Origin of the sequence: Staphylococcus felis (assembly GCF_003012915.1) — a bacterium.
Taxonomy (GTDB): Bacteria; Bacillota; Bacilli; order Staphylococcales; family Staphylococcaceae; genus Staphylococcus; species Staphylococcus felis.
Genome location: NZ_CP027770.1, coordinates 903,109 through 928,392, shown reverse-complemented (window position 1 = coordinate 928,392; position 25,284 = coordinate 903,109). Strand labels below are relative to the sequence as shown.

At 34.4% G+C, this 25,284-nt stretch carries 25 protein-coding genes; 12 read left to right on the top strand and 13 right to left on the bottom strand.

What is annotated here, in order from left to right:
• Window position 1 precedes the first annotated feature (1 nt).
• The 3 genes from C7J90_RS04365 to deoC all read right to left on the bottom strand — a co-directional run bounded on the left by C7J90_RS04365 (window position 2) and on the right by deoC (window position 4,141).
• Window positions 2-1,753: a sensor histidine kinase gene (locus C7J90_RS04365; protein ID WP_103209073.1), complete on the bottom strand. Its 1,752-nt coding sequence runs from the start codon at window positions 1,751-1,753 to the stop codon at window positions 2-4.
• 519 nt (window positions 1,754-2,272) lie between these two features.
• A complete protein-coding gene (gene deoB / locus C7J90_RS04360) occupies window positions 2,273-3,451 on the bottom strand; it encodes a phosphopentomutase (protein ID WP_106465088.1) in 1,179 nt (392 codons plus the stop codon).
• Window positions 3,452-3,478: 27 nt separating this feature from the next.
• Entirely contained in the window at window positions 3,479-4,141 is a 663-nt protein-coding gene (deoC, locus tag C7J90_RS04355; RefSeq protein WP_106465097.1) for a deoxyribose-phosphate aldolase, read from the bottom strand.
• A 213-nt stretch (window positions 4,142-4,354) separates the two neighbouring features.
• Between deoC and C7J90_RS04350 the strand changes: the two genes are divergently transcribed.
• Genes C7J90_RS04350 through hisIE form a run of 9 tightly spaced genes read left to right on the top strand, consistent with a single transcriptional unit; the run spans window position 4,355 to window position 11,252 of the window.
• Complete coding sequence (locus tag C7J90_RS04350) at window positions 4,355-5,158, top strand: ATP phosphoribosyltransferase regulatory subunit (protein ID WP_103209199.1); 804 nt, start codon at window positions 4,355-4,357, stop codon at window positions 5,156-5,158.
• A 15-nt stretch (window positions 5,159-5,173) separates the two neighbouring features.
• Window positions 5,174-5,788 (top strand): ATP phosphoribosyltransferase, encoded by a 615-nt coding sequence (gene hisG / locus C7J90_RS04345; RefSeq protein ID WP_103209197.1) that lies wholly within the window; start codon window positions 5,174-5,176, stop codon window positions 5,786-5,788.
• A complete protein-coding gene (gene hisD / locus C7J90_RS04340; protein WP_174688367.1) occupies window positions 5,781-7,049 on the top strand; it encodes a histidinol dehydrogenase in 1,269 nt (422 codons plus the stop codon). Before hisG ends, hisD begins: the two co-directional genes overlap by 8 nt.
• The gene (locus C7J90_RS04335; protein ID WP_103209194.1) at window positions 7,033-8,049 is read left to right on the top strand and encodes a pyridoxal phosphate-dependent aminotransferase; all 1,017 of its coding nucleotides are present in this window, start codon (window positions 7,033-7,035) and stop codon (window positions 8,047-8,049) included. Before hisD ends, C7J90_RS04335 begins: the two co-directional genes overlap by 17 nt.
• On the top strand, window positions 8,027-8,602 hold the full coding sequence (gene hisB, locus C7J90_RS04330; protein WP_103209192.1) for an imidazoleglycerol-phosphate dehydratase HisB: 576 nt from the start codon (window positions 8,027-8,029) through the stop codon (window positions 8,600-8,602). The genes C7J90_RS04335 and hisB overlap by 23 nt, the downstream gene beginning before the upstream one ends.
• On the top strand, window positions 8,599-9,192 hold the full coding sequence (gene hisH / locus C7J90_RS04325) for an imidazole glycerol phosphate synthase subunit HisH (RefSeq protein WP_103209190.1): 594 nt from the start codon (window positions 8,599-8,601) through the stop codon (window positions 9,190-9,192). The genes hisB and hisH overlap by 4 nt, the downstream gene beginning before the upstream one ends.
• A complete protein-coding gene (hisA, locus tag C7J90_RS04320) occupies window positions 9,167-9,871 on the top strand; it encodes a 1-(5-phosphoribosyl)-5-((5-phosphoribosylamino)methylideneamino)imidazole-4-carboxamide isomerase (RefSeq protein ID WP_103209188.1) in 705 nt (234 codons plus the stop codon). The genes hisH and hisA overlap by 26 nt, the downstream gene beginning before the upstream one ends.
• Window positions 9,868-10,632, top strand: coding sequence for an imidazole glycerol phosphate synthase subunit HisF (gene hisF / locus C7J90_RS04315; RefSeq protein WP_103209187.1), 765 nt, complete (start codon window positions 9,868-9,870; stop codon window positions 10,630-10,632). Before hisA ends, hisF begins: the two co-directional genes overlap by 4 nt.
• The gene (gene hisIE / locus C7J90_RS04310; RefSeq protein WP_103209185.1) at window positions 10,623-11,252 is read left to right on the top strand and encodes a bifunctional phosphoribosyl-AMP cyclohydrolase/phosphoribosyl-ATP diphosphatase HisIE; all 630 of its coding nucleotides are present in this window, start codon (window positions 10,623-10,625) and stop codon (window positions 11,250-11,252) included. Before hisF ends, hisIE begins: the two co-directional genes overlap by 10 nt.
• A 120-nt stretch (window positions 11,253-11,372) precedes the next feature.
• Here hisIE and argF read toward each other — a convergent pair whose 3' ends face one another.
• Complete coding sequence (argF, locus tag C7J90_RS04305; RefSeq protein ID WP_103209183.1) at window positions 11,373-12,374, bottom strand: ornithine carbamoyltransferase; 1,002 nt, start codon at window positions 12,372-12,374, stop codon at window positions 11,373-11,375.
• Between the two features lie 195 nt (window positions 12,375-12,569).
• Here argF and C7J90_RS04300 point away from each other — a divergent pair, with 195 nt between their 5' ends.
• Together C7J90_RS04300 and C7J90_RS04295 are read left to right on the top strand one after the other, a co-directional pair.
• Window positions 12,570-13,307 (top strand): DUF429 domain-containing protein, encoded by a 738-nt coding sequence (locus C7J90_RS04300; RefSeq protein ID WP_103209182.1) that lies wholly within the window; start codon window positions 12,570-12,572, stop codon window positions 13,305-13,307.
• A 66-nt stretch (window positions 13,308-13,373) separates the two neighbouring features.
• Window positions 13,374-13,790, top strand: coding sequence for a DUF2871 domain-containing protein (locus tag C7J90_RS04295; RefSeq protein ID WP_103209180.1), 417 nt, complete (start codon window positions 13,374-13,376; stop codon window positions 13,788-13,790).
• Between the two features lie 252 nt (window positions 13,791-14,042).
• On the opposite strand, the gene C7J90_RS04290 is transcribed toward C7J90_RS04295, so the two are convergent.
• The 7 genes from C7J90_RS04290 to C7J90_RS04260 all read right to left on the bottom strand — a co-directional run bounded on the left by C7J90_RS04290 (window position 14,043) and on the right by C7J90_RS04260 (window position 20,363).
• On the bottom strand, window positions 14,043-14,663 hold the full coding sequence (locus C7J90_RS04290) for a hypothetical protein (RefSeq protein WP_106465096.1): 621 nt from the start codon (window positions 14,661-14,663) through the stop codon (window positions 14,043-14,045).
• Window positions 14,657-15,616, bottom strand: coding sequence for an insulinase family protein (locus C7J90_RS04285; protein ID WP_158701905.1), 960 nt, complete (start codon window positions 15,614-15,616; stop codon window positions 14,657-14,659). The genes C7J90_RS04290 and C7J90_RS04285 overlap by 7 nt, the downstream gene beginning before the upstream one ends.
• Window positions 15,617-15,618: 2 nt before the next feature.
• Complete coding sequence (locus C7J90_RS04280) at window positions 15,619-16,722, bottom strand: hypothetical protein (protein WP_158701904.1); 1,104 nt, start codon at window positions 16,720-16,722, stop codon at window positions 15,619-15,621.
• Complete coding sequence (locus C7J90_RS04275) at window positions 16,709-17,878, bottom strand: hypothetical protein (RefSeq protein ID WP_158701903.1); 1,170 nt, start codon at window positions 17,876-17,878, stop codon at window positions 16,709-16,711. The genes C7J90_RS04280 and C7J90_RS04275 overlap by 14 nt, the downstream gene beginning before the upstream one ends.
• Window positions 17,879-17,969: 91 nt before the next feature.
• Complete coding sequence (locus C7J90_RS04270) at window positions 17,970-18,668, bottom strand: ATP-binding cassette domain-containing protein (protein WP_103210461.1); 699 nt, start codon at window positions 18,666-18,668, stop codon at window positions 17,970-17,972.
• 165 nt (window positions 18,669-18,833) lie between these two features.
• Entirely contained in the window at window positions 18,834-20,186 is a 1,353-nt protein-coding gene (locus C7J90_RS04265; protein ID WP_232618888.1) for a radical SAM/SPASM domain-containing protein, read from the bottom strand.
• A 45-nt stretch (window positions 20,187-20,231) separates the two neighbouring features.
• Entirely contained in the window at window positions 20,232-20,363 is a 132-nt protein-coding gene (locus tag C7J90_RS04260; RefSeq protein ID WP_103210465.1) for a subtilosin A family bacteriocin, read from the bottom strand.
• 126 nt (window positions 20,364-20,489) lie between these two features.
• Between C7J90_RS04260 and C7J90_RS04255 the strand changes: the two genes are divergently transcribed.
• Complete coding sequence (locus C7J90_RS04255) at window positions 20,490-21,128, top strand: Crp/Fnr family transcriptional regulator (RefSeq protein WP_106465093.1); 639 nt, start codon at window positions 20,490-20,492, stop codon at window positions 21,126-21,128.
• 550 nt (window positions 21,129-21,678) lie between these two features.
• Here C7J90_RS04255 and betA read toward each other — a convergent pair.
• Together betA and betB are read right to left on the bottom strand one after the other, a co-directional pair.
• Window positions 21,679-23,382: a choline dehydrogenase gene (gene betA, locus C7J90_RS04250; protein WP_103207858.1), complete on the bottom strand. Its 1,704-nt coding sequence runs from the start codon at window positions 23,380-23,382 to the stop codon at window positions 21,679-21,681.
• A 33-nt stretch (window positions 23,383-23,415) separates the two neighbouring features.
• A complete protein-coding gene (gene betB / locus C7J90_RS04245; RefSeq protein ID WP_103207859.1) occupies window positions 23,416-24,909 on the bottom strand; it encodes a betaine-aldehyde dehydrogenase in 1,494 nt (497 codons plus the stop codon).
• Between the last annotated feature and the right edge of the window lie 375 nt (window positions 24,910-25,284).

Sequence of the window (25,284 nt, the reverse complement as noted above, 5' to 3'; positions counted from 1 at the left end):
CTTACACCTCTTCTCTTTCATATGGTAATTGACACCATACTGTTGTACCAGTTTGATTGGATTCAAAATGGAGCATCGACGCTTTTCCGAATAATCCTTTCAACCGTAAATTTAAATTTTCAAGCGCACTACCTGTCCCAGACTCCGACTTCACTGCTTTTTTCCCAAGGATGGTGAGCTTATCTTGAGGAATACCTTGACCATTATCTTGTACCGAAATCATTAGTCCCTCACTTTCTAACCGAGCTGAAACAATAATTTGATTGTCTTTTTTTCGATTGTGAAATGCATGCTTCAACGCATTTTCAACAAGAATTTGAATCAAAAATGGCGGGACTAATACATCCATATAAGACTCTGGAACATCAAATTGAATATTGAAGCGCCCCGGAAATCGTGCTTGCTCTAAAGATAAGTATGCAGACACTTGACCTAACTCTTTATCAAGTGTGATTTTATTTTGACGAGACCCTTGTAAGTTGGATCTGAAAAAATGACTAAGCTCTAATAATAATTCTCGTGCTTTTTCACTGTCAATTCTAACTAGTGCTGAAATCGTATTAATCGCATTAAAGAAAAAGTGTGGATTCACTTGCGCTTGTAGGGATTTAATTTCTGCATCTTTTAATAATTTACCTTGCATTTCAGCTTCACCTAGTTCAATTTGACTACAAAAGATTTTTGCTAATCCTTCTGCAAGTTGGCGCTCAACAAAGGTCAAATCGTTTGGATCTGTGAAATACATTTTCAATGTGCCGATGACAACGCCATGTGTCTTTAGTGGAATCACAATAGCTGCATGTAAAGGACAATCTTCGTGAGGACATCCTATTTCTTCTTTAGTGTGCACTTCTTTGAGTTCGCCTGTATGCATGACCTCTTTAGATAAGTGTGTCACAATTTCCTTTTGCGGGACGTGATGATCACTTCCTGCACCGACATGCGCTAAAATATCACGCCCACTCGTAATAGCAACTGCTGACACTTTCATTAAGTCTTTAATAATCATCGCCACATGTTGCGCGGAGTGTTGGTTTAACCCTTCTTTAAAGTATGGCAATGTTTGGTTGGTAATCTGTAATACGTCATGTGTCTGAACAGCACGCATACGTTCTTCATGCTTGAGTGTTGAAATGATAATTGACATAAAAATAGCCGTCCCTGTACTATTGACAATAATCATCGGCAGTGCGATTAATTGCAATAAATCAATGGCATGGGTTTTATCTTGGGCTAATAGGTAGATGCAAATCATCTGTAAAATCTCCATCAATGCACCAATTAATGCGCTCATTCCAATTGAAGGATATCGCTCTTGAATGCGACGCGTATGCTGACCAAAGTAACCTGCAATCAAACCAATAAAGAGTGATGAAACTAAATATGTATACGCTTCTGCACCGCCCATATAAAACCGAAATACGCCAGAAACAATCCCAACAATAGCCCCTACAAATGGACCTCCAACTAAACCAGCTACACCAATTGTAAGTACACGTGTATTTGCGAGTGATACATCATCCTCAAGTTGAAAATAAATTTGACTTGATAAGATGTCTCCATTATGAATCACAATCCCCGTAAAATTAGACATAATCGCAAACAAACTAAACACGATACAGAGCTGCCATTTTGAACGCCAACTGTCTCGGTTGTTCATTGTCTTTTTGAAATAGCGTAAATTCATTAAAAGATAAGCCAGAATAATAATTAAACCGACACGCTCAAGTAATAGAATCATTAAGTTAAACATATATGCACCTTCTACCGTTTTCTTTTAATCGTGCTCAAAACAGACGATACTTTACAGTACAGTCTATCATCTATATTCATTCACTATAAAATTAATATGGATTACATTTTATTTTAGCATATGAATTTGTTTACATACTTTTATAATTGTGAAGTTTATGAATCAATTTTAATATAAAGTATCTCCTCAAATATTTGGAATTGGGTCACAACAAGATAAAAAACAGGCTGGGACATAAATATCTCGAAGTTTTCTTATAATGAGGCGATTCATTCAATGATACGAAAATGTCTTTTTTTAAAGCAAAATTACATGTATATCACATAGTATTGTTGGCGAGACGCCTGAGGGAATAGGATGAGCGTCGAGACCGCGGCTCGACCCATCCCCTAGGAAATGCGAGCCAAACAATACGAATGATTGATAAAAGAAAAACGTAGAGGTGATTCAATCATGAATCAATCATCTCTACGCTATTATTTTGAGATTGATGTCCCAATCTCTTATAGTCAAGTTATGTTATTTTAATGCTTTTAAATAACTGCGGCCATAGTCAGGTAATGTTACGCCGAAGTTGTCCGCAATGGTCGCACCGATCGAACTAAAGGTCGTATCACCTTCAAGCGCTTGACCTCCGTTGAATTTTGGGCTGTACATTAAGACTGGAATATACTCACGTGTATGATCTGTTCCTTCTGCTGTTGGATCGTTACCGTGATCAGCTGTAATGATGAGTAAGTCATCTTCATGCAATGCTTCAAGCAAGTCCGGTAAGCGCTCATCAAAGTCTTTAATGGCTTGCGCATAGCCTGGTTTGTCACGACGATGTCCATACAACGCATCGAAGTCAACGAGATTTAAAAAGCTCATCCCTGTAAAGTCTTGCTCAACGACTTTCATGAGTTGATCCATGCCGTCCATATTATTTTTCGTACGAACCGCTTGTGTCACGCCTTCTCCATCAAAGATGTCATTAATTTTACCGATCGCAATCACATCGTAGCCTTCATCTTTTAATGTGTTCATCACTGTTTTGCCGAATGGCTTTAGCGCATAGTCATGACGGTTGCTTGTGCGGGTAAAATTGCCAGGCTCCCCGACGTATGGTCGTGCAATAATCCGACCGATCAAATATTTCGGATCTTTTGTCATCTCACGTACTTTTTCACAAATATCATACAGTTCTTCGAGTGGAATAATATCTTCATGTGCTGCAATTTGTAAAACTGGATCCGCCGATGTATAGACGATCAAATCGCCTGTTTTCATCTGATGCTCGCCCCACTCATCGATAATTTGTGTGCCTGATGCTGGACGGTTAGCGACTACTTTGCGTCCTGTCACCGATTCAATTTGTTCGATAAGTTCATCTGGGAAGCCATTCGGATAAACTTTGAATGGCTTGTGAATATTCAGTCCCATTATTTCCCAATGTCCTGTCATCGTATCTTTACCTACTGACGCTTCGCTCAGTTTTGTATAGTACGCTTGTGGGTCTTCAACACGCTTGACCACTGGTAGATCATCAATATTACCTAAGCCTAAACGTTCTAACGCGGGTAACGTTTGATTGAAGCCTTCTAATGTATGTTTGAGCGTATGTGAACCTTCGTCGTTAAAGTCTTTGGCATCTGGTGCTTCACCGATGCCGACTGAGTCCATTACGATGATATGAATACGTTGAAATGGTCTTGCCATACTCCTTCACTCCTCTTCGCCGAGTCATTAATAGTCTGTGTCTGCTTCTAATCCTTGCATAATCTGTACACCTGCACTTGCGCCTACACGCGTAGCACCTGCATCGAGCATTGCTTTAAAGTCATCTAAGTTTCGAACGCCACCTGATGCTTTCACTTCTAATGCATCCCCTACAGTATCTTTCATGAGCTTCACATCTTCAGGTGTTGCGCCACCACCAGCGAAGCCTGTAGATGTTTTCACAAAGTGCGCCCCTGCTGCTTTTGAAAGTTCTGACGCTTTCACTTTCTCCTCATCTGTTAATAAAACTGTTTCGATAATGACTTTGACTGTGTGACCTTGCGCCGCTTCTACAACAGCTGCGATATCACGTTGCACATCGTCATCACGCCCGTCTTTTAATTCGCCGATGTTGATCACCATATCAATCTCATCTGCACCTTTTGCGATTGCGTCACGTGTTTCGAATGCTTTCGTTTCAGTTGTTGACGCTCCAAGTGGGAAGCCAATGACCGTACATACTAAAACGTCAGACCCTTCTAATTGTTGGGCAGCATATTCAACATGAGTAGGGTTGACACACACTGATTTAAAGTGATATGTTTTCGCTTCTTCGATAATACGATCGATTTGATCACGCGTTGTTTCTGGTTTTAAAAGTGTATGATCTATATATTTTTCATAATTCATCATGAATCACTCCTTATATCTATAAAATTTAACGATTCACTTTCAATTATACAGTTTGATTGCATGAAATACGATTATTTAATATCTACCTAGCAAGCTTGTATTTTTCTTTATTTTCAGATTATTCATTGAAATCAAAATATCAGTATGCTATGATAACCATATTCTTAAAAATACTTTAGTTCGGTAGAGAATGAAAGTGAGGTTATCTTCATGCAACAACTTCTCAAATACAAGACATTAGAAGTTCGCTTTTTAGAGTATTTCTCTCGTCATGGCTTTACGCTCATCGACACGTCTTTTATTGAATCTTTGAAGTGGTCACAACTAACTTCTGATGATTTAAAGCAGATGGGTGAGCGTAGCATTTGGCAAAATGGTGAAATGATTTATGCATTACGCAATGACTTTACAGATCAACTAGTACGTTACTATCAACATTATCCACTTCAAGATTTTGCAATTGCATATAGTGGCCCTATTGTGAGACATCAACAAGTCCATACACAACTAGGATTAGAATGTTACAACCCTACTATTCAAGATATTCATCAAGCATTTAAATTTTTTTACACTTATATTCAATCTGAACTCAATGCTGACATACAATATGTAGTTATCGGACATTACCAGTTGATCGATTTACTTTTAGATCAAAAAGAAAAGACAGAAGATATTCTTACACTTATCACACAGCGCAATATCTCAGAACTTAAAGTAAAACTAGGCGTTCAACATCCCATTGTACAGTTACTTCTAACACCAACACACCAACAACTCGAGCGATTAAACTTGATTTATAACGTAGAGCACCATATCATCGCAAGCTTAAATCGTTGGGCAACATTTTTTAAATTACTAGGCCTAAACGAAATTCATCTAGATATCACTCCACTTGCACCACGTTCCTATTACAAGGGAACTTTCGTAAAAGCACATTTAACAGATGAACGTGTATTGTCAGGTGGTTATTATAATAACGGCTTAGAAGGCTTTGGACTCGGATTGACATTATAAAAGGAGGCAAACGATGTGCTTACGATTGCATTAGCAAAAGGACGTTTATTAAAAAGCTTTATAGCCTATTTGGCTTCAATCAATCAAAATGAATTAGTCGAACAACTTGAGTCACGCGAGCGACAATTACAAATAAAAACCGAAAACTATCACTTTTTATTTGTAAAAGGTAAAGACGTCCCTATTTATGTCGAACAAGGGATTGCAGACATCGGGATTACAGGAGGCGATATTCTAAGTGAAAATCAATATGATGTCAATCAGTTATTAGCATTGCCTTTTGGTCAATGTCACCTATCCGTCGCATCGTTTGATTCCACTCAAACATATAAAACGATTGCCACTTCTTTTCCTAACATGGCTCAAGATTACTTTAAATCCACAGGCCGTGATATCACCTGCATAGAACTATCAGGTTCTATTGAATTAGCATGTGTTATCGGAATGGTTGATGGCATTGTTGATATTGTACAAACAGGGACAACGTTACGTTCAAACGGGCTTATCGAAAAAGAACATATTAGAGATATACAAGCTCAATTAATTACGAATAGACAAAGCTTCTTTACTCAATCAAGCGCGATTGATGCATTCATCCAAATGTTAGGGGTGTCCAAAATTGATTTATAATACACAATCATTTTTAAATGATTACCAATCATCAGAACCACTTGACTTGTCGTTACATGATCATATCGCAAAAATATGTGAAAACGTCAAAGAAAAGGGTGATCTCGCTTTATACAACTATAATAAACAGTTCGATCAAGTTGAAATCGCTCAACTTGAAATACCAAAAGAAGAGATGAAACAAGCTTATGATGACCTTGATGCCGACTTAAAAAAAGCACTTCATCATAGTTACGAGCGTATCAAAACATATCAAGCAAAAATTCGCTACACAGATGGTGATTATCAGTCAGAAATGTATGAAGTTTATCGTCCTATAGAATCTGTAGGCGTTTATGTACCAGGTGGCAAAGCAAGCTATCCTTCGACCGTACTTATGACAGTGACATTAGCTCAAGTAGCAGGCGTTAAAAATATTACAGTGGTTACTCCTCCACAATCAACAGGTATTGCTAAAAGCGTGCTAGCAGCTTGTTACATCACAGGTGTTAATCACATATATCAAGTCGGTGGTGCTCAAAGTATTGCTGCACTCGCTTATGGCACAGAAACTATTGATAAAGTTGATAAAATCGTAGGTCCCGGTAATCAATATGTTGCATATGCCAAAAAGTTATTATATGGCATAGTCGGTATTGATCAAATTGCTGGACCAAGTGAAATAGCACTTATTATCGATGCATCATGTGATATCGATGCAGTAGCCTATGATGTGTTAGCTCAGGCAGAACATGATGAATTAGCACGTACTTTCGTCATATCAACCGATCACTCTTTATTAAGCGAACTATCCGAAAAAATTCAGTATCTAAGCGAGAGAACTGAACGTCAATCAATATTAAAAGAAAGTTTAAAAAATCATCACTATTTAATTCATACAAATCACTTTGATGAAAGTTGTCAGGTCATGAATAAAATTGCGCCAGAACATGCCTCAATTCAAACTAAATCACCAGAAGATTACGTTCCTTATATACACTATGTAGGTAGTCTTTTTTTAGGCAGTTTCTCACCAGAAGTTATGGGTGATTATATAGCAGGACCTAGTCATGTTTTACCTACAAACCGCACTGCAAGATTCCAACATGGCTTATCTGTAAATGATTTCTTGACGAAGCACACGGTTATTCATTTGTCACAACAGACCTTTAAAGAGACATATGTCGATGCATCACAAATTGCACAAGAGGAACAGTTATACAATCATAGACATTCTTTATTAATTCGTAAAGGAGGCTTGCAAGATGATACGAATGAATAAAAACGAAAGCCCCATCAAACCTATAGATGATAAGACATTAACCCAAATCATCCTATCGAGTGAATATCATCAATACCCTGACGAACAATATGATCGTTTTAGACGCGCTTATGCACAATACTACGGCAATTTAGAGGTTGACCAAATTTGTTGTGGAAATGGCTCTGATGAACTCATTCAAAAATTGATGTTTCAAATGCCTGAGGGACCTTGTTTAACGCTTAATCCAGACTTTTTTATGTATCAAGATTATGCCAATCAAACAAAACGTCAGATTTACTTTATTGATGCAACTGATGAATTAACCTTCCCAATCGACAAGGTACTCGCAGCCATTGATCAAATTCAGCCGAGTTTCTTCATCTTTAGTAACCCACACAACCCAACAGGACATCGTTTTGACGAAAGGTATATACAGGAATTAGCCGATAAAATGCAAGCAATTAAAGGTTATTTAGTCATAGATGAAGCGTATGTTGACTTCACAACACCAGTTCAATTACCGCTTCAAGACCATATTATTGTAATGCGCACATTATCTAAAGCCTTTGCAATAGCAGGATTACGCTTAGGTCTATTACTAAGCACCGAACAAACAATCAAGATGATGCGTGAAATTGAACACCCTTATCCCCTATCTACACTGACGTTGGATATTGCGATTCATCTTTTTGAACACCAAGACGACACTAAAAAGCACGTCGCATACCAGCGGCATTTAAGTCATAGACTCAAAACAATTATGAATACCTACGCTAGAAAGCATATGACTGTTTTTCCGAGTGAAACCAATTTCGTGCTCACTAGAGGAAATCAAGCTGTAGCGTTAGGTCAATTCCTAGAAGAAAAAGGGTTTATTCCAAGATTTTACGATCCAAAGACTGAAGCCGCCATGACACAATGTGTGCGATATTCTATCGCTACTGATGAAGAACTTGACGCATTTGAAAAAGCTATTAAAGAATGGAGTGAAAAACATGGCTTATCAAATCAATCGTGAAACAAAAGAAACAAAAATTGCTATCGAAATCATAGAGGGCAATGATAGCCATGTACAAACTGGTATTGGCTTTTTAGATCATATGTTAACCCTTTTCAGCTTTCATAGCGGATTGAGTCTCAAAATTGATGTCACAGGTGATACGTGGGTAGACGACCACCATACAACAGAGGATATCGGCATTGTACTAGGCCAACTCCTTTTACAAATCATAAAGGATAAGTCTCATTTCGAACGGTACGGTACACAATATTTACCAATGGACGAAACATTAGCACGTGCTGTCGTTGATATTAGTGGACGACCTTACCTTCATTTTGACGCACAATTTAGCAAAGAAAAGGTAGGCACATTTGATACAGAGCTTGTTGAAGAATTTTTTAGAGCGCTTGTCATTAATGCACGATTAACTGTGCATCTCGATTTATTGCGCCAAGGCAATACACATCATGAGATTGAAGCGATATTTAAAGCTTTCGCCCGCGCCTTAAAACAAGCCCTTTCACCTTCTGATATCAATCGAATTCCCTCATCGAAAGGTGTGATAGAATGATTGCCATTGTAGATTACGGATTAGGTAACGTTCTCAATGTTAAACGAGCCATTGAATACTTAGACTATGATGTCGTCTTATCACGTGACCTTGATGTATTATCCAAAGCAGACACGCTTATTCTTCCAGGTGTCGGTCACTTCAAAGACGCCATGCAAACAATCAAATCCTATCATTTGGATCACTATTTAAAAGTAACATCTCAACCCATTATCGGGATTTGCCTAGGCATGCAACTGCTATATGAAAGAAGTGCTGAAGGTGAAGTTGAAGGTTTAGGATTATTACCAGGTCAAATTTTTCCAATCAATACATCCTATACAGTACCACATCTGGGTTGGAATACGTTGCAAAGTCCATCTGAAGCTTTGAATCACGATGTCTACTTTGTTCACAGCTATCAAGCACCAATGGATGAAAACGTAATAGCTTATGCATCGTATGGCACAGATATTCCTGCTATCGTTCAGCACCAACAGTACACTGGCATTCAATTTCATCCCGAAAAAAGCGGAAATAATGGCTTGATAATTCTAAAAACAGCTTTGGAGGGAGGTTTCTCAAATGTTAAAACTATGGCCAGCCATTGACTTGATAAATGGACAAAGTGTGCGGTTAACAGAAGGTCAATATGAGACATCAGAAAAAATGCCACATTCCGCTGAAGAGAGTATCCAATTATACAACCAGTATCAATGCGTCGATCGAATTCATATTGTAGATTTAATGGGGGCAAAAGATCAAAGCGCTACAGAATCCACTTATATCGAGACACTTATACAACAATCTGAAAAACCTATAGAAGTTGGTGGTGGGATTCGAAATGAAGAAACATTGCGTTCATATTTTTTAGCAGGTGTAGATTATTGTATTGTCGGGACAGAAGCAATACAGAACATAGATTGGTTAGAAGACATGAGTAAATTATTTCCTGGGAAAATTTACGTCTCAGTTGATGCATACCATCGTGACATTAAAGTAAATGGATGGCTTGAAGAAACACGTTTAGATGTGATTGCTTTTGCAAAAGACATCGCTCACCTCCCTATCGGCGGTATCATTTATACAGATATCTCAAAGGACGGTAAAATGGGAGGACCCAATTTTGCAACGACAGAAGCACTTGTCAAAGCAGTTGACATCCCAGTCATTGCCTCAGGTGGGATTCGTCATCAAGACGACATTGCACAACTTGAATCAATCGGTGTTCATGCTGCAATAGTTGGCAAAGCAGCACATCAACCGACATTTTGGGAGGGACTCACATGATCAAAAAACGAATCATTCCGTGTCTTGATGTCAAAGATGGCCGTGTCGTTAAAGGGGTGCAATTTAAAGGATTACGTGACATTGGTGACCCTGCCGACCTAGCTTCCTATTACAATCAAGAAGGGGCAGATGAACTCGTATTCCTCGATATATCTAAGACTGAAAAGGGGCATGCGTTAACTTTAGACATCATTAGACAAACAGCAGAACACCTTTTTATTCCACTTACAGTTGGCGGTGGAATTCGTTCAATTCATGATATTTCCCTACTACTACAAAATGGTGCGGATAAAGTTTCACTCAATTCAGCTGCATTAAATCATCCAGACTTAGTACGACAAGCGAGCGAAAAATTTGGCAAACAATGTATCTGTATCGCAATAGACAGCCAATATGATGAGGTGTTGAATGATTATTTTTGCTGCACACATGGCGGTAAAAAGCGGACAGATGTACGCGTCTATGATTGGGTTCAACACGTTGAAACTTTAGGCGCTGGTGAATTGCTCATTACTAGTATGGCATACGATGGAATGAAACAAGGCTTTGATCTTTATCATCTCAACGAAATTGCACAGCTTGTCAACATTCCTATTATCGCATCAGGCGGCGGAGGAAATCCTAGTCACTTTACCGAATTATTTGCAAAGACAGATGTCTCAGCAGGATTAGCAGCAAGCATTCTACATGATAAAGAGACAACAATATTCGACATCAAAACTGCACTTCAACAAGGAGGTATCCCTGTTAGATGGACTTAAAACCCGACTTTTCAAAAGGTCTATTACCCGTTATTTTACAAGATGCTACGACAAAGCAAGTCTTAATGCTTGGCTACATGGATGAAATAGCATTTCAAAAAACAATCGATACGAAGGTTGCTTGGTTTTATTCACGTTCTAAAAAGCGGTTGTGGCAAAAAGGCGAAACATCAGGTCATATTCAAAAAGTAGTCGATATGCACTTAGATTGCGACCAAGACGCTTTACTATTATTTGTGAACCCTGTTGGACCAACATGTCATACTGGCTCACACAGCTGCTTTAATACAGAGTGGCCTTTTGATCTCAAACAGCTTGAAAACAGTATTCAAAAACGATTGTCTGAACGAGATGAATCGTCATATACACATTATTTAATGGAAAAAGGTAAAGAAAAAATCACGAAAAAATTGGGAGAAGAAGCATTTGAAGTGGTCATCGCAGCAATGAAACATAACCGTGATGAGTTGATATCTGAAAGTGCAGACCTCCTCTATCACTTATCTGTCTTATGGTATGAAGAAGGCATCTCTATTAATGATGTTGAGGCATTACTCGCACAGCGCCATCAGACTCAAAATAATTTCAAAGGCGAACGTGCCAATATTGAATCATGGTAAAAAGCTCTTAAGGAGGAACAAAGCAAAAACGCTTAAGTTCCTCCTTATTTGTTGAGAGGTACTAATAGTGGTCAGAAGCATGATTACTTCACTTTTTGAAGTTTTTTATGCGAACTGCGTTTAAAAAATATCTCCTAGTGTCGCAGCCATAATAGCTTTAATTGAGTGAAGTCGGTTTTCAGCTTGTGTAAAAATGACTTCTTGATATTGTTGAAACACTTCATCTGATATTTCCATTTCAGCAATACCATATGTTTCATATATTTTTTGTCCCACTTTCGTATTCGTATCATGGAAGGCTGGTAAACAATGCATGACTATTGTATGATCAAGTCCTGTCTTTTTAAGCATATTGGCATTCACTTGATATGACAGCATTTTTTCAATGCGGGTGTCCCACTCCTTTTCATCAGTGCCCATTGAGAGCCAGACATCTGTATAAATCACATCTGCTTGGTATACAGCTTCAGAAACGTTTGAGGTTATTTTTATTGTTGACCCTGATTGATTCGCATAATTAAATGCTAATTGTTGTATATCCGAATTGGGCTGAAGATCTTCTGGTGCTGCAATATGTACATTCACCCCAAGCATTGCCCCCGTCACAAGCAAATCTCTAGCAACATTATTATCAGCGTCGCCAACATAAGTTAAAGTAAGGTTATTTAAAGTACCAAAATATTCTTTCATCGTCATAAAATCCGCAATCATTTGTGTCGGATGCCACTCATTCGTCAGTCCATTCCATACTGGGACTTGTGCATGATGACTCAGTGTTTCCACATCTTCTTGGCGAAACCCCCTAAATTCAATGCCATCATACATTCGGCCGAAGACACACGCTGTGTCAGTGATTGATTCTTTAACACCTAAATGAATATCACCCTTATCATAGTAATCAACCTTTGCACCTAAATCATGTGCAGCAATACTAAACGCCGCACGAGTACGCGTCGATGGCTTTTCAAAAATTAAAGCAATGTTCTTTCCTTTTAAATAAGGATGCGGCAAATGATTTTGCTTTTTATGCTTAAGTTCTAATGAAAAATCAATCAATGTAAAGATTTGATCTGGAGAAAAATCATTCGTTTTTAAAAAGCTGTGCCCTTTAAAGCTTTCGATTTGTTTTAATGTTGTTGTGTACGTCCCATATAAACCACGTCCTTTATTAGATTTTATTAATATTTATTCTTTAATACGTATTATTATACATATATTCATCTATAATTCAACCATAAGGGCAAGATTTTTCTGATAATTCATTCTCTAATCTGTCTTTCTATTTTAATGATATGCTGTACTTAAGGAGGCGAAATAATGTATTATATCGGAATCGACCTTGCTTGGACAGATCAGCATGAAACAGGGCTTTGCATTATTAATAAACATGGCTTAATACAGTATATACATGCCGACATATGGACAGACGAAGCCCTACTTGAAATTTTAAAACGATATGAAGGCCCTTTACGCATTGCGATAGACGCCCCTTTAATCGTTCCGAACAACCAAGGATCACGTCAAGCTGAACGTATACTCGCTCAAAATAGGATTCATCAACACCACGTTCGTGCATTTCATGTCAGTCGTACCTTTTTAACCAAAACTTATGGCAGCATTCGTGGTGAAAACCTATTATCTTTACTCCAAAATAGAATACTAAATGAGGTGGATATTCATATTAATGAAACGTCACACTATGTAGTTGAAACGTTCCCTACTGCCATTACAGCTAGCCTTTTCCCAAATGAATATCCTTTTCACTATAAGCAAAAAAGAAATGTGAACTTTCAACAATCCTTGCAAGGACTCAAAAGATTAGATATTTGTTTCAAGTCACTAGAGAGAGAAGGGCACCTCTTAAATTACGAAGAATGGATTTCGCCTGATTGGCATACAATGACACGTCAATCCAAAAAGCATATTGAGGATCAACTCGATGCCTTGCTATGCGCGTATAGCCTTTATCTCATCCATCAAGATAACCAATATTCAAAAAGAATTTTTGGCCAAGCTGAGACAGGTGCTATTGTCATACCTTATTCAAATCTTTAGGCGTTCATATTGAGTTCATATTAGTGTTTTAAGATGAATGATAAGTAGCATTTAGGAGGTCAAAAAATGAAGAAATTAATGTATAGTTCAATGTTATATACCATTTTAGGAATGCTAAGTGGATTGTTTTATCGAGAAATGACACGTTCCAATAACTTTAGTGGCTACTCTCAGCTTAATGTCACTCATACACATTTGTTAGTCCTTGGTACAATCATGTTTTTAATCTTTTTATTGTTAGAGAGTCGCTTTCATTTAACACAATACGGCAAATTATTTAATAGTTTCTTTTATGTGTATCATGCAGGTGTACTCATCACTGTTGCAATGCAATTTGTGAATGGTATCGCAACAATTAAAGGATTTGAAACTGGACCAGCTATCGCAGGAATCTCAGGATTAGGACACATCTTAATCACGCTTGCTTTTGTACTCTTTTATATCATGATGCATAAAGCCATTAAAACACCTAGCACAAAATAATTCTAAATCCTAATAAAACGATGACAAAAGGCACTTATGATTTAAGTCTCTCTTTGTCATCGTTTTGTATGTGTATTAAATTTGTATCATTTAATAGTGTGACTCGATTGCGCCGTCTTCAGGGTCATTTTTGCCAAACTATAAAATTGAATAAGCTGCTGATATGAATAAAAGTAAGACAAGAGATTTTAGTCTTCTATTGTCTTAGTAAATTTGTCCTCTACTATATAGTTGTCACAAATAATCTATAGTTCACTTATTTATAAATTTTTTCTTCCTTTTATCAAAGTACCCATATATATATACTACACAACTCTGTATAGTTACAAATAATATAATTTCCTTTTTCACGTACAATAAAATCATAATGGGTATAATGATAGATACTAAAAACTTCAAAATATTATTATTTATTTTTTGTCTTGCAAATTTATTTATTATTACATATGAAGAAACACCAAAAACTATAGCAATAGGAAGAAATACAACAAGTAATATATTAAGTTTAAACTCTGATATAATACTAATAAATAATCCATACACTATTACATTTAGAAATAATAATAACATTATTTTGTTTTTTGTTGGTATCTTTAATTTGTTAATAGTTTCCACTACATCTGTAGTCATTTTATAATCATTTTCAATAAAAACATTATTCACTAACTGCATTTTATGAATGATTCCATAGAATTTGCTCTGAAAAGGAAGTAATACGAATGAAAATATTAATGTAAAACAAAGAAAATTAAACCATGAGTATGTAATCAATATCTGATGTTGTATTAATAATTCACTCAACATTTTTTTAAAAGGAGAGATTTCATAGACTATCATAGCTATAAATAAAAATGGAATACTCTTTTTTAACATATAAATTCCTCATTCAATAATTCAATTAGTTTTTCTTCATTTTCAAGAATATTACCGATTTTTGTGAAATCCCCTTTTGATACTTTCCAAATTTCCAAGAACTCCAATAATGCATTTACGTCTTCATAAATTTTTAATATATAAGAAATTACATTAGTTCTGAAAATGTCCAGCTTTATTCCAGAGGTGGCCTTTATAGAAGTTAAATCTCTAAAATTAATTATAATTGTTTTGTTTTTTACAAAATAATTAATATAATTATTCATACAAAGGTAACGTATCTTTAAAAATAATTCGATGTTATCGTAACTATGTGAAATTAGAGTATCATCTACTACCAATTCCATTTTCTCTTTACTTTTGTCTACACTACCATCTATTACACCGCTAAAATCACCGATAAAATAATAATGGATATTATTTTTTTGATAACATGATGAAGAAACAGATTCTAGATATTCTTTGGAAATAGAGTTAACATGATCCAAATTTCCTAATATTTTTTTTACATATTTCATTTTTTCCTTTTCATTTTTTAAAATTGAATAATACCCCTTTATCTCATTCGATATTATTTTCTTTTCTTTATTAAATTCGTCACAAGTATATCTATGATTCAATAAATAAGATGTAAAATTCATTAACGTTGTATAAGTATCTTTCTTGCTACAGTATAATAAAAAATTTGTTTCACATTCAGTAGTATTAGCATTAAGAATAGTACCAAATCTGTTCATTAAATCGTATAAATTAACCCCTTCTTTCCAAAATTTGAGATGCTCTATAAAATGAGCTGTACCAGGCTCATATTGTTCTCCACCTATATTAACAACAGCTTTTATTAAATTAATATAAGCGCTATCTAAATTAAAATATGTTATTCGCACTCCATTTTGAACAAAGTTAAAAAGACATCGATCTAAATCCTCATAAAATACTTTTTTTATCTTCATTTTCATCGCTCATTTATAATACTTATTAATTTTTTGTTATCCAAAAAGTTTAAAAATTCATGAATTTCTATGTTTGAAATTACTTCAAGAATATCTTTGAACTGAAAAAATTTATTACCAAGCCCTATAATATAATTTAAGATTCCAAAGTGTTTACTAAATTTAAACCTATATTCATTTGATATAAACATTTTCATGGTTTGAAAATCTTCTTTAGTAATACTTAAACCTACAATTTCTGTGATAATTGACTCCCTTACTTTTACTTTCCAGATTTCATCCACTATATATTGAATAAATAAAATATTAGTCTCCTGGTCAAAATGTGCTTCAAAATGGTAGAGCTGAAAATCTTTTATTCTAAGTTTCTTAAATAATACTGAATGTCCATATTGCGTTAAGTAACCTTGCAACATAGGACCATAAATCATTTTGGAATATTCATCATTAATTCCAAAATAATAACATATTGTATTAATACTTTGTCCTTGTAGTATAGGTGGCTTTTCTTGAAAAACCTCATGAGGCACATAAATAGGAGATATATGTTTTATATCTTCTAATTTATGTATATTTAAAATTCCGTCTACTTTTGAAATATGTAAATTAGAATTATCTAAACTTACTGGTATTCTCTCGCTTATCTCCTCTTTATTAAATTCCCCTATGCTCAACGAATCAATAGATCCTATACGTTTACTACCTAATAAAGTATTTGGATATACTCGCTCCTTAACTAATATCTTGTTTTTATTCATCGGGTTTAAATGATAACTTTTAATCTTATTGCTCATTTTCTCCAGAGACAAATAGTAATCTTTAGAAGTAAATTCATAATTACTAGAAATGTTTTCAATCCACTGGTTATAATCAAAATCGTTATATTTATTACTTAAAATCTTCAAATAGAAAATGTTATAAATGTTTTCACCTATCACACTTGTACTAGAATAAGGAATAATAGAATACTCATTTATTTTTTGAAATCTTTCATTTAACATTTCAGATATTAGTAAATTATTAGAGAAACTTTCTATATCTTGATTGCTTATTTTATCAATATAAATATAATTATCGTAAAAATTTATAGACTTATCTATGCCCATAGAAATCTTCCTTTACAAATAATAAATTGTATACTTCTAGTAATAAACAAACAGCTAATCCTATTAAAATCGTTATATACAAACTCATATTTAGTGCTACAAAGAGGATAGGAATAACTATAACTAACGACACGTACTTTTTGGGATTTCTCCATAAGTCACTTTTATTCTCATAATTTATGATAGGTAAAATCATATCAAATCTTAATCTAATAAAGTTCACCATTAATAATATAGCAAAGAGCTTTACATATGATTCACCTGAATTTTCCTGAAGTAACAACTTATTTATGATTACAATAATTAGTAGTAGAGTTTGAGATATTAGTGATACAACTAAAAATTTGGTTATAAAAATTTTTTTCTTTTTAAGTGGCATATAAATTGCTATACTTCGTAATTCTTTATCTGAAGAAAATAGAAGGTTCAATGGACTTATAGAAGACAAAACAAATAAAATCAGAAAATACTTTATTTCAAATTCAATTTTGACTTCGGTCATGCTACTCAAATTGTAATTAATGATATTAAGAAAAATAAACATGCCTATTATTCCAATAATATTTGGTGTTTCTGAAAAAAATTTTTTAAATTCCCATTTTAAATTAGATATACTTCTTACTAAACCATTTCCATCTTCTCTTTTCTTTTTTGAATTAAAGCGGATATTCTTCATCATCAAAAATGTACATATTATAATGAACACTAATAATATATAACTTATTATTTGATTAAAAAAAACACTTAAAAACAACACTGTTAGTAATATAAATGCTATATATTTTTCTCGAATCTCATAAAAAAGGATACAAATAAACTGTGCAGTCAGAATAAGCAATAGGAATAATAAGAATAATGAAAAGCACTCAAATAAACTGATTTTATTATTTGTCCAAGCATATAAGGGCAATATTAGTAAATAAATTAATCTTTTCCCAGTTATATCAATAAAAATATATAAATTCATTCCTATTAAAACTTTTTTGTTCTCAACAGGTATATAACCGAACAACCTATATAAATCATTTTCTCGAAAAGAATTCCAATAAATATTAGTTAATAAAAAAGAAGGTATTATTAAAGCCAATCTAAAGAAATTAGAAGAGAGTATATTCATACTATCCAAATAATTTTCAATTAATTTATACTCAAACACTAAAAGAACCACTAAACCTATTATATTTCTAACGATAATTCTCAGTTTAATTTTATTACTATAATAAGCATAGAACAGGTTTAAATATATACTATTCTTGATCATAATTTGATAAAACCTTCCTTATATCGCTTTCCTCATTGAGGGTGAAATAATGGCAATGTTTATCGTTAATATATATAATATTCAATGTTAATTTTTTGACAATATCTAATAAATGTGATGATATGATAACGCATTTGCCTTCTTTCACCATATCAAAGAGATCTTGAAGAAAAGTATCTATTGCTTCGATATCCAAGCCATTTAATGGTTCATCAAATATTTTGAGAGGCACATCTAATAAAAGTGAACAAATTAAAGCAGTCTTTTTTTTATTTCCAAATGAAAGATTATCCATTTTAGTACCTAAAAAATTCTCAAAATTATATTTTTTAGAAATTTCCACTAACTGTCTTTCGTTAAATTTCTGCTGATACATATCTAGTATAAAACTTATATATTGTTGAGTTGTCATTTGAGAAATAATAGGGGGGGTATCTGGTACATAGAATCTTTCTAATCTAGCTTGATAATTTTCCTTTACTATATCTAAGTCATTGATTTTTATATCACCCGAAAAGGTTGGTATAACTCCACATATGGTATTTATCAATGTTGTTTTACCGGATCCATTTTTACCAAGTAACCCATATATCTTGCCCTTTTCTAGATTTAAAGTTGCATTTTCAATTATTAGTTTTTGTGGGTTATACCAAATATTCAGATTATTTAAACGAACTATTGTCATTAGATTTATCTCTTTTCATCATTTTTAATAGATATAGAATCCCTATTAATATGAAAATTACTGCGAAAATCCATTCTTGCTTAATTGCGAACACTACACCAGAAATCAAAAAAATTAAACCTATTATCACTGTTATAATATTTCTATTCACATTGTTCCCTCCAATTATATTTTTTCAACTAAGCTTTCTAATTTTTCGCCCTTAATCCATCCACAATGACTATTTCGATGGTTTTTGTTAGTGTTAAGACCTTTTAGATAGCAACCAGCACAGTAATCTTTAAATCCACATTTATCACTACAAAAACTACTTTTTTGTGGTGATTGTAATAAATATAAACGATTAACTATTTCCGACGAAAAAACTTCTTCATAAGTCTGCTCTTTTAAGTTTCCTATTACAAATTCTTTTGGAAACAGTGCACATGGTCTAATATTTCCATTTGGATCCATAACTATTGAACGCCAACCTGCTCCACAATTGTTAGCTTGATTTTTTGTTATCGGAACTAAAGGAATAATGTCACTATTATTCTTTACAACTTCTACTTCAAATTCCGCAAAAGACAAGTCATCCAATTTATTTAATTTTAACTGATCCATTGTTTTTCCTCTACCAAAGTCATCTATCCAATTATAAGAGAAAGCTGATGCTCCTAAATCCCTTACTAATTTTGCCATATCATCTATTTCCCACATATTATCTTCATAAATGGACATTCCAACTCTTACAAAAAGTCCATTCTCAGAAAGCTTGTTAATTGTTCTACAAGTCTGATGAAATGCACTTTTTTTACCACGAAAACTATCATGTTTTTCAGCACAAATACTATCTAGAGAAATTCCTACTACTATTTTTTTCTTATATTTAATTAGTAAATCTAAAATATCTTGTTTCAACAATGTGCCATTAGTTAATATGCCAACTTTCTTAAATTTATTAAGAGCAAATTCTAATATTTCCTTTGCATTTGGATGTACAAAAACCTCTCCTCCGGTAATCTCGCATGTAAGGATACCATTTTCATACATTGTAGTAGCAATTTTTTTAAATTCTTCTAATGACAATGTATCTTGTATAAAAGGCGAACTTTCCAAATAACAATGCTCACATTTTAAATTGCATTTATGTGTAATCTCAAATACTGCATGCAGCGGTGTAATATAATCAGTTGATCCACTAACATTTAGCTTTTTTTTAATTGGATAATCTACAAAATCAATAAGCCCTTTTTTATATAAACGATTAATTAAATTTGAATACCATTCTAAATGTTCGTTGATATCACAGTTATATTTACTACACATTTCTTTTAAAATATCGGGAGCGGTCTTAGAACCATCGAAATATGTACACGCTTCAAATGCAGAAGAATTTAAATCCAAATATTCGAAATCAAATACTTCATCATCTAATCTACCGTTTTTCACTTCAATAACTCCACCATTTGGTAACTGATGCAATCTAGAATTATCATTAAAATATAGATATTTGTCCATTTCTAAAATTCCTTCCATATTGAAGTCAAGCCGAACATATATATGCTCGGCTCTTTAATCTTATTAAGAAGACAAACCAAAAGTACCAGTGATACCCATGACTTCAAAGTCAGGGAATGGACCGTCAATAAGACAAGCAGCGCCGATTGAACATGCAGAACAACCTTTGTTACTTACCATAACGCCTTTCTCCATTAGGCTCTCCCCCTCTACTTTTATTTGACTACAACCTTATTTTAACAGATAAAAATTGCAAAAGATGTAACATATGTTACAAAATCACAAATCAGTGCTATACTTTTTATAAGGAGGGGTTATTTCATGGATAGATTCACAATTATGAAAGACTTTATCAAAAAGAATGGAAAGAAAAGCGAGTTAAGTAAAGGACATACTCTTAATGAATCCTTTGAAGAATACTTGTATTTTGTCGATAAAGGTATTTTATATATTAATCAAGATAATGCTGATGGAACAACCTTAATATATAAAATAGTAAGTCCAAATAATCTATTAATCTGTGATAAATTTAAATATTTTTATGGAAAAACAGATGCTACATTTTATAAAGTTCCTATTAGAATTATTAAAAATAATAATGGCCTCTATAATCTATATATGAAACTCCTCGTTTTAGAAAATATAAAAAAAGATATGTTTATCAGAGATATGTTAACAAGAAATAAATTAAGTAGCTTTCTATCTGTTCTAATTAGATTATCTAATACATTTGGTGTAGTTGAAAAAGATATGGTAATTATTAAAATTAAAATTACTCAAGAAGAACTAGCCCAATATTGTGGAACTACTAGAGAAAATGTAGCGAGAATTATAAAACAGTTAAAAGACAAGAATATTTTAGATACATCTTCTCACTTTATAAAGGTTATAAATATTGAAGAAATCAAAAAAATGATTCCATGCGAAAACTGTGAAAATTCCGTATGTAATTCTTTTTGATAAATTCTTCCTTCCAATATTAATGGGTAAAACAATCATTTTTGTTATATACAACTTTTCATATTTCTTCATAGTGAGTATGATTTGTTTATAATAATTTTAGTGTGAAAAATTTTGGGAAAGTATCGAAATCTTTGAAGTGTTTTTCTTAATTTAATAAACATTAATATTATATGTCATTTTATAAGAATGCCAGAAGTTACATTCTTATTAATAATTTTTAGTACCATGTTATACCCATCTTCTTTATCCTCTATAATTTGACTACCACCCTTTTCTTCATTATTTTAAAATTTTTTACTCTTGATTTGTAAACTAACCAACATCTTCTGTAGTATGTTTGCGAGATGAATATACCTTTATATTTTGCTTCTAGTTCAACGTCGGATATTATATTACCTCTTTAGTTCCAAATTTTCAGTTCTCCAGAAATTTCATTAAATCACCTAGCACAAAATAATTCTAAATCCTAATAAAACGATGACAAAAGGCACTTATGATTTAAGTCTCTCTTTGTCATCGTTTTGTATGCGTATTAAATTTGTATCATTTAATAGTGTGACTCGATTGCGCCGTCTTCAGGGTCATTTTTGCCATGTACGTAGTAATCGACATATTCAGGCTCTAATGGCTTAACCCCTTTGATAATGTCTGCTGCTTTTTCAGCAAGCATTAATACTGGAGCATGGATATTACCATTTGTTGTTGTTGGCATCACTGAAGCATCAACAACACGTAAATTTTCCATACCGTGTACTTTCATTGTTAATGGGTCCACGACAGCCATCGGATCTGAAGCAGGTCCCATTTTTGCACTACATGATGGATGTAGGGCTGTTTCTGCGTCACGACGTACCCAATCTAAAATCTCTTCATCCGTTTGTACAGATGGGCCTGGAGAAATCTCGCCACCATTATATTGATCCATTGATGGTTGTTTCAAGATGTTTCGTGCGACACGAATAGCTTCAACCCATTCTTGTCGATCTTCTGGTGTTGATAAATAATTAAATACAAATTTCGGTTTTTGATATGGATTCGTTGATGTGATTTTTAAGTGTCCACGTGAATTTGAATACATCGGTCCAACATGAACTTGGTAACCATGTGCTGTTGGCGCTTTTTGTCCATCATAACGCACTGCTAATGGTAAGAAGTGGAACATTAAGTTCGGGTATTCCACTTTATCGTTAGAGCGCACGAAACCGCCACCTTCAAAGTGGTTACTCGCTGCAGCACCAGTCCGACGTGTTAACCATTCTAAACCAATGAATGGCATTTTTAGTTTATTTAAACTTGGTTGCATTGATACAGGCTCTTTACATGCATGTTGTACGTACACCTCTAAGTGATCTTCGAAGTTTTCACCAACACCAGGTAAGTGTAAGCGCGGCTCTACTCCCACAGAACGTAAATGCTCTGAATCACCAATACCAGAAAGTTGAAGTAATTGAGGTGTATTAATCGCACCACCTGAAAGAATAACTTCTTTCGCCAACACTTTATGCAGGCGACCGTTACGTTTAAATGTCACACCAGTGACACGGTTGCCATCGAAATGTAATTTCTCAACAAAGGCACGTGTTTTAACTGTTAAGTTTTTGCGTTTCATAGCAGGTCTTAAATACGCACGCGATGCTGATACACGACGCCCGTTATGAATTTGGCTATCGAAAGGACCGAATCCTTCTTGACGATATCCATTAACATCTTTTGTTTTTTTATATCCTGCATCAACGGCTGCATTAAAGAATGATTCAAATAACGGGTTGTCTGCTGGTCCACGACGTAACTTAATTGGACCATTTAAACCGCGAATCGGATCATCTTTATCAGCACCAAATGTTGTCTCTAGACGTTTAAAGTATGGTAAACAATGCGCATAATCCCATGTGTCCATACCTTCTGGGCTACCCCATTTTTCATAATCTAATGGATTACCTCGTTGATAAATCATACCGTTGATTGAACTTGAACCACCTAATACTTTACCGCGTGTATGAAAAACTTTACGGCCACCCATATGCGGTTCTTCAGACGTTTCATACTTCCAGTCGTAAAAGCGATTACCAGACGGATACATTAACGCTGCTGGCATTTGGATTAATAAATCCCATGGGTAATCACTACGTCCCGCCTCAAGTACTAATACTTTTTTATCTTTGTCTTCACTTAATCGTGCACCTAATACTGATCCAGCACTTCCTCCACCGATAATGATATAATCATACATCTTATCGTATGCCTTACTCATAAAAAGGTCCTCCTTATTTGAATGATATGATTGTTATTGTTTGCCAAACCAATTCACTGGCTCTGGGTTAGTATTCATTAAGATGTGTTTTGTTTCTAAATATTCTTCTAAACCATGGTGACCTAACTCACGACCGATACCTGATTGCTTGTAGCCACCCCATGGTGCTTGGGCAAAATATGGATGGAAATCATTAATCCAAACTGTTCCCATACGCAATTTATTGGCAACACGGTTGGCTTTACCAATGTCTTGAGTAAAAACGCCACCTGCTAGTCCATAAATGGAATCATTTGCAAGTCTAATTGCTTCCTCTTCTGTATCAAAGCCTTCAATTGTTACAACTGGGCCGAACACTTCTTCTTGGACAATACGCATAGACGTATCACAATTAGTAATGACTGTTGGTTCAAAGAAGAAACCGTCTTTTAAATCTTCACGATCTGGACGTTTACCACCTATTGCAATTGTAGCGCCTTCTTCTTTGGCGATATCCATATAGCTTTCTACTTTATCGCGGTGCTCTGCAGAAATTAATGGTCCTAGCTCCGTATTATCATCAAAACCATTACCCATCTTAATATTTTTGATGCGTGCTAGTAGTGCTTTTTCAAAGTCTGCTTTAATGGCATTATGAACAATAATACGTGATCCTGCTGAACATACTTGACCTGCATGGAATAATCCACCATTCAATGCTTGGTCTACTGCTAAATCGAAATCTGCATCGTCAAAGATAACATTTGGATTTTTACCTCCTAGCTCTAATGCGATGTTTGTGACATGATCAGCTGCTTGCTTCATGATACGTTTACCTGTTTGAATACCACCTGTGAACGATACAAGGTCAATGTCTTTATGCGTTGACATAATGTCTCCAATATCAGATCCAGCACCTAATACAAGATTGATAACGCCTTTTGGAAAACCGACTTCTTCCATTAATTCAAAAACTCGAATCGTTGTAAGTGGTGTAATCTCACTCGGTTTCATCACGATTGAACATCCTGTTGCAAGAGCTGGTGCAATTTTCCAAGATGCTTGGAGTAAAGGATAATTCCATGGCGTGATTTGTGTCACAACTCCGATTGGCTCTTTGACAATTTTACTTTCTGTGTTTGGAATTGGTGAATTAACAATCTCACCACCATCTTTATCAGCTAATCCTGCAAAATACATGAATACATTATGGATATCATCCATATCTGCGTATGATTCTTCAAGTGTCTTACCTGTGTCTAATGTTTCAAGTTTTGCAAGTTCTTCGCGATGTTCTTTAATTTTATCTGCAATTGCGCGTACTTTTTGACCTTTGACTTCGCCTGTTTCATTAGCATATTCGCCGTCATCAAAAGAACGTCTTGCAGCTAAAATAGCGCGCTCAACATCTTCAGTCGTTCCTTCTGCTACTTCTATAATTACTTCTTGATTGTAAGGGTTTATAATTTTGCGTGTGGCTTTATTGCTACTGTCCACCCACTCACCATCAATAAACTGACGACGAGATAAATTTTTTACAAGTTCCATCAAGATACCTCCGTTAAGTTTGTTAAATTTTTATTTAACGAATTTGACAAACTTAACTTTACCATATGCTTTTTTACGATGTCAACTCACATCATTCAGACATACAAATGTTCAAATTCTACGTTAAATAAATTAAAAACATTTTATTTTTTATTAACAAAGGGTTAAAATCGATAAGTAATGACATTTAGTAAACAAGGTTGTTGAGATTGTGCTTTGAACATCACGGCGATAGAAAATCACTTCGCTATATCGTCTTCTCTTAACGCTGCGACTTTAGATGTCGTATTTACGCGAGTGGTTTTTGAATATGTACGGTTATCCAATCGCTAATTATAAAACTTCTGAAACCACTCACTATGTCACAACCTTGTA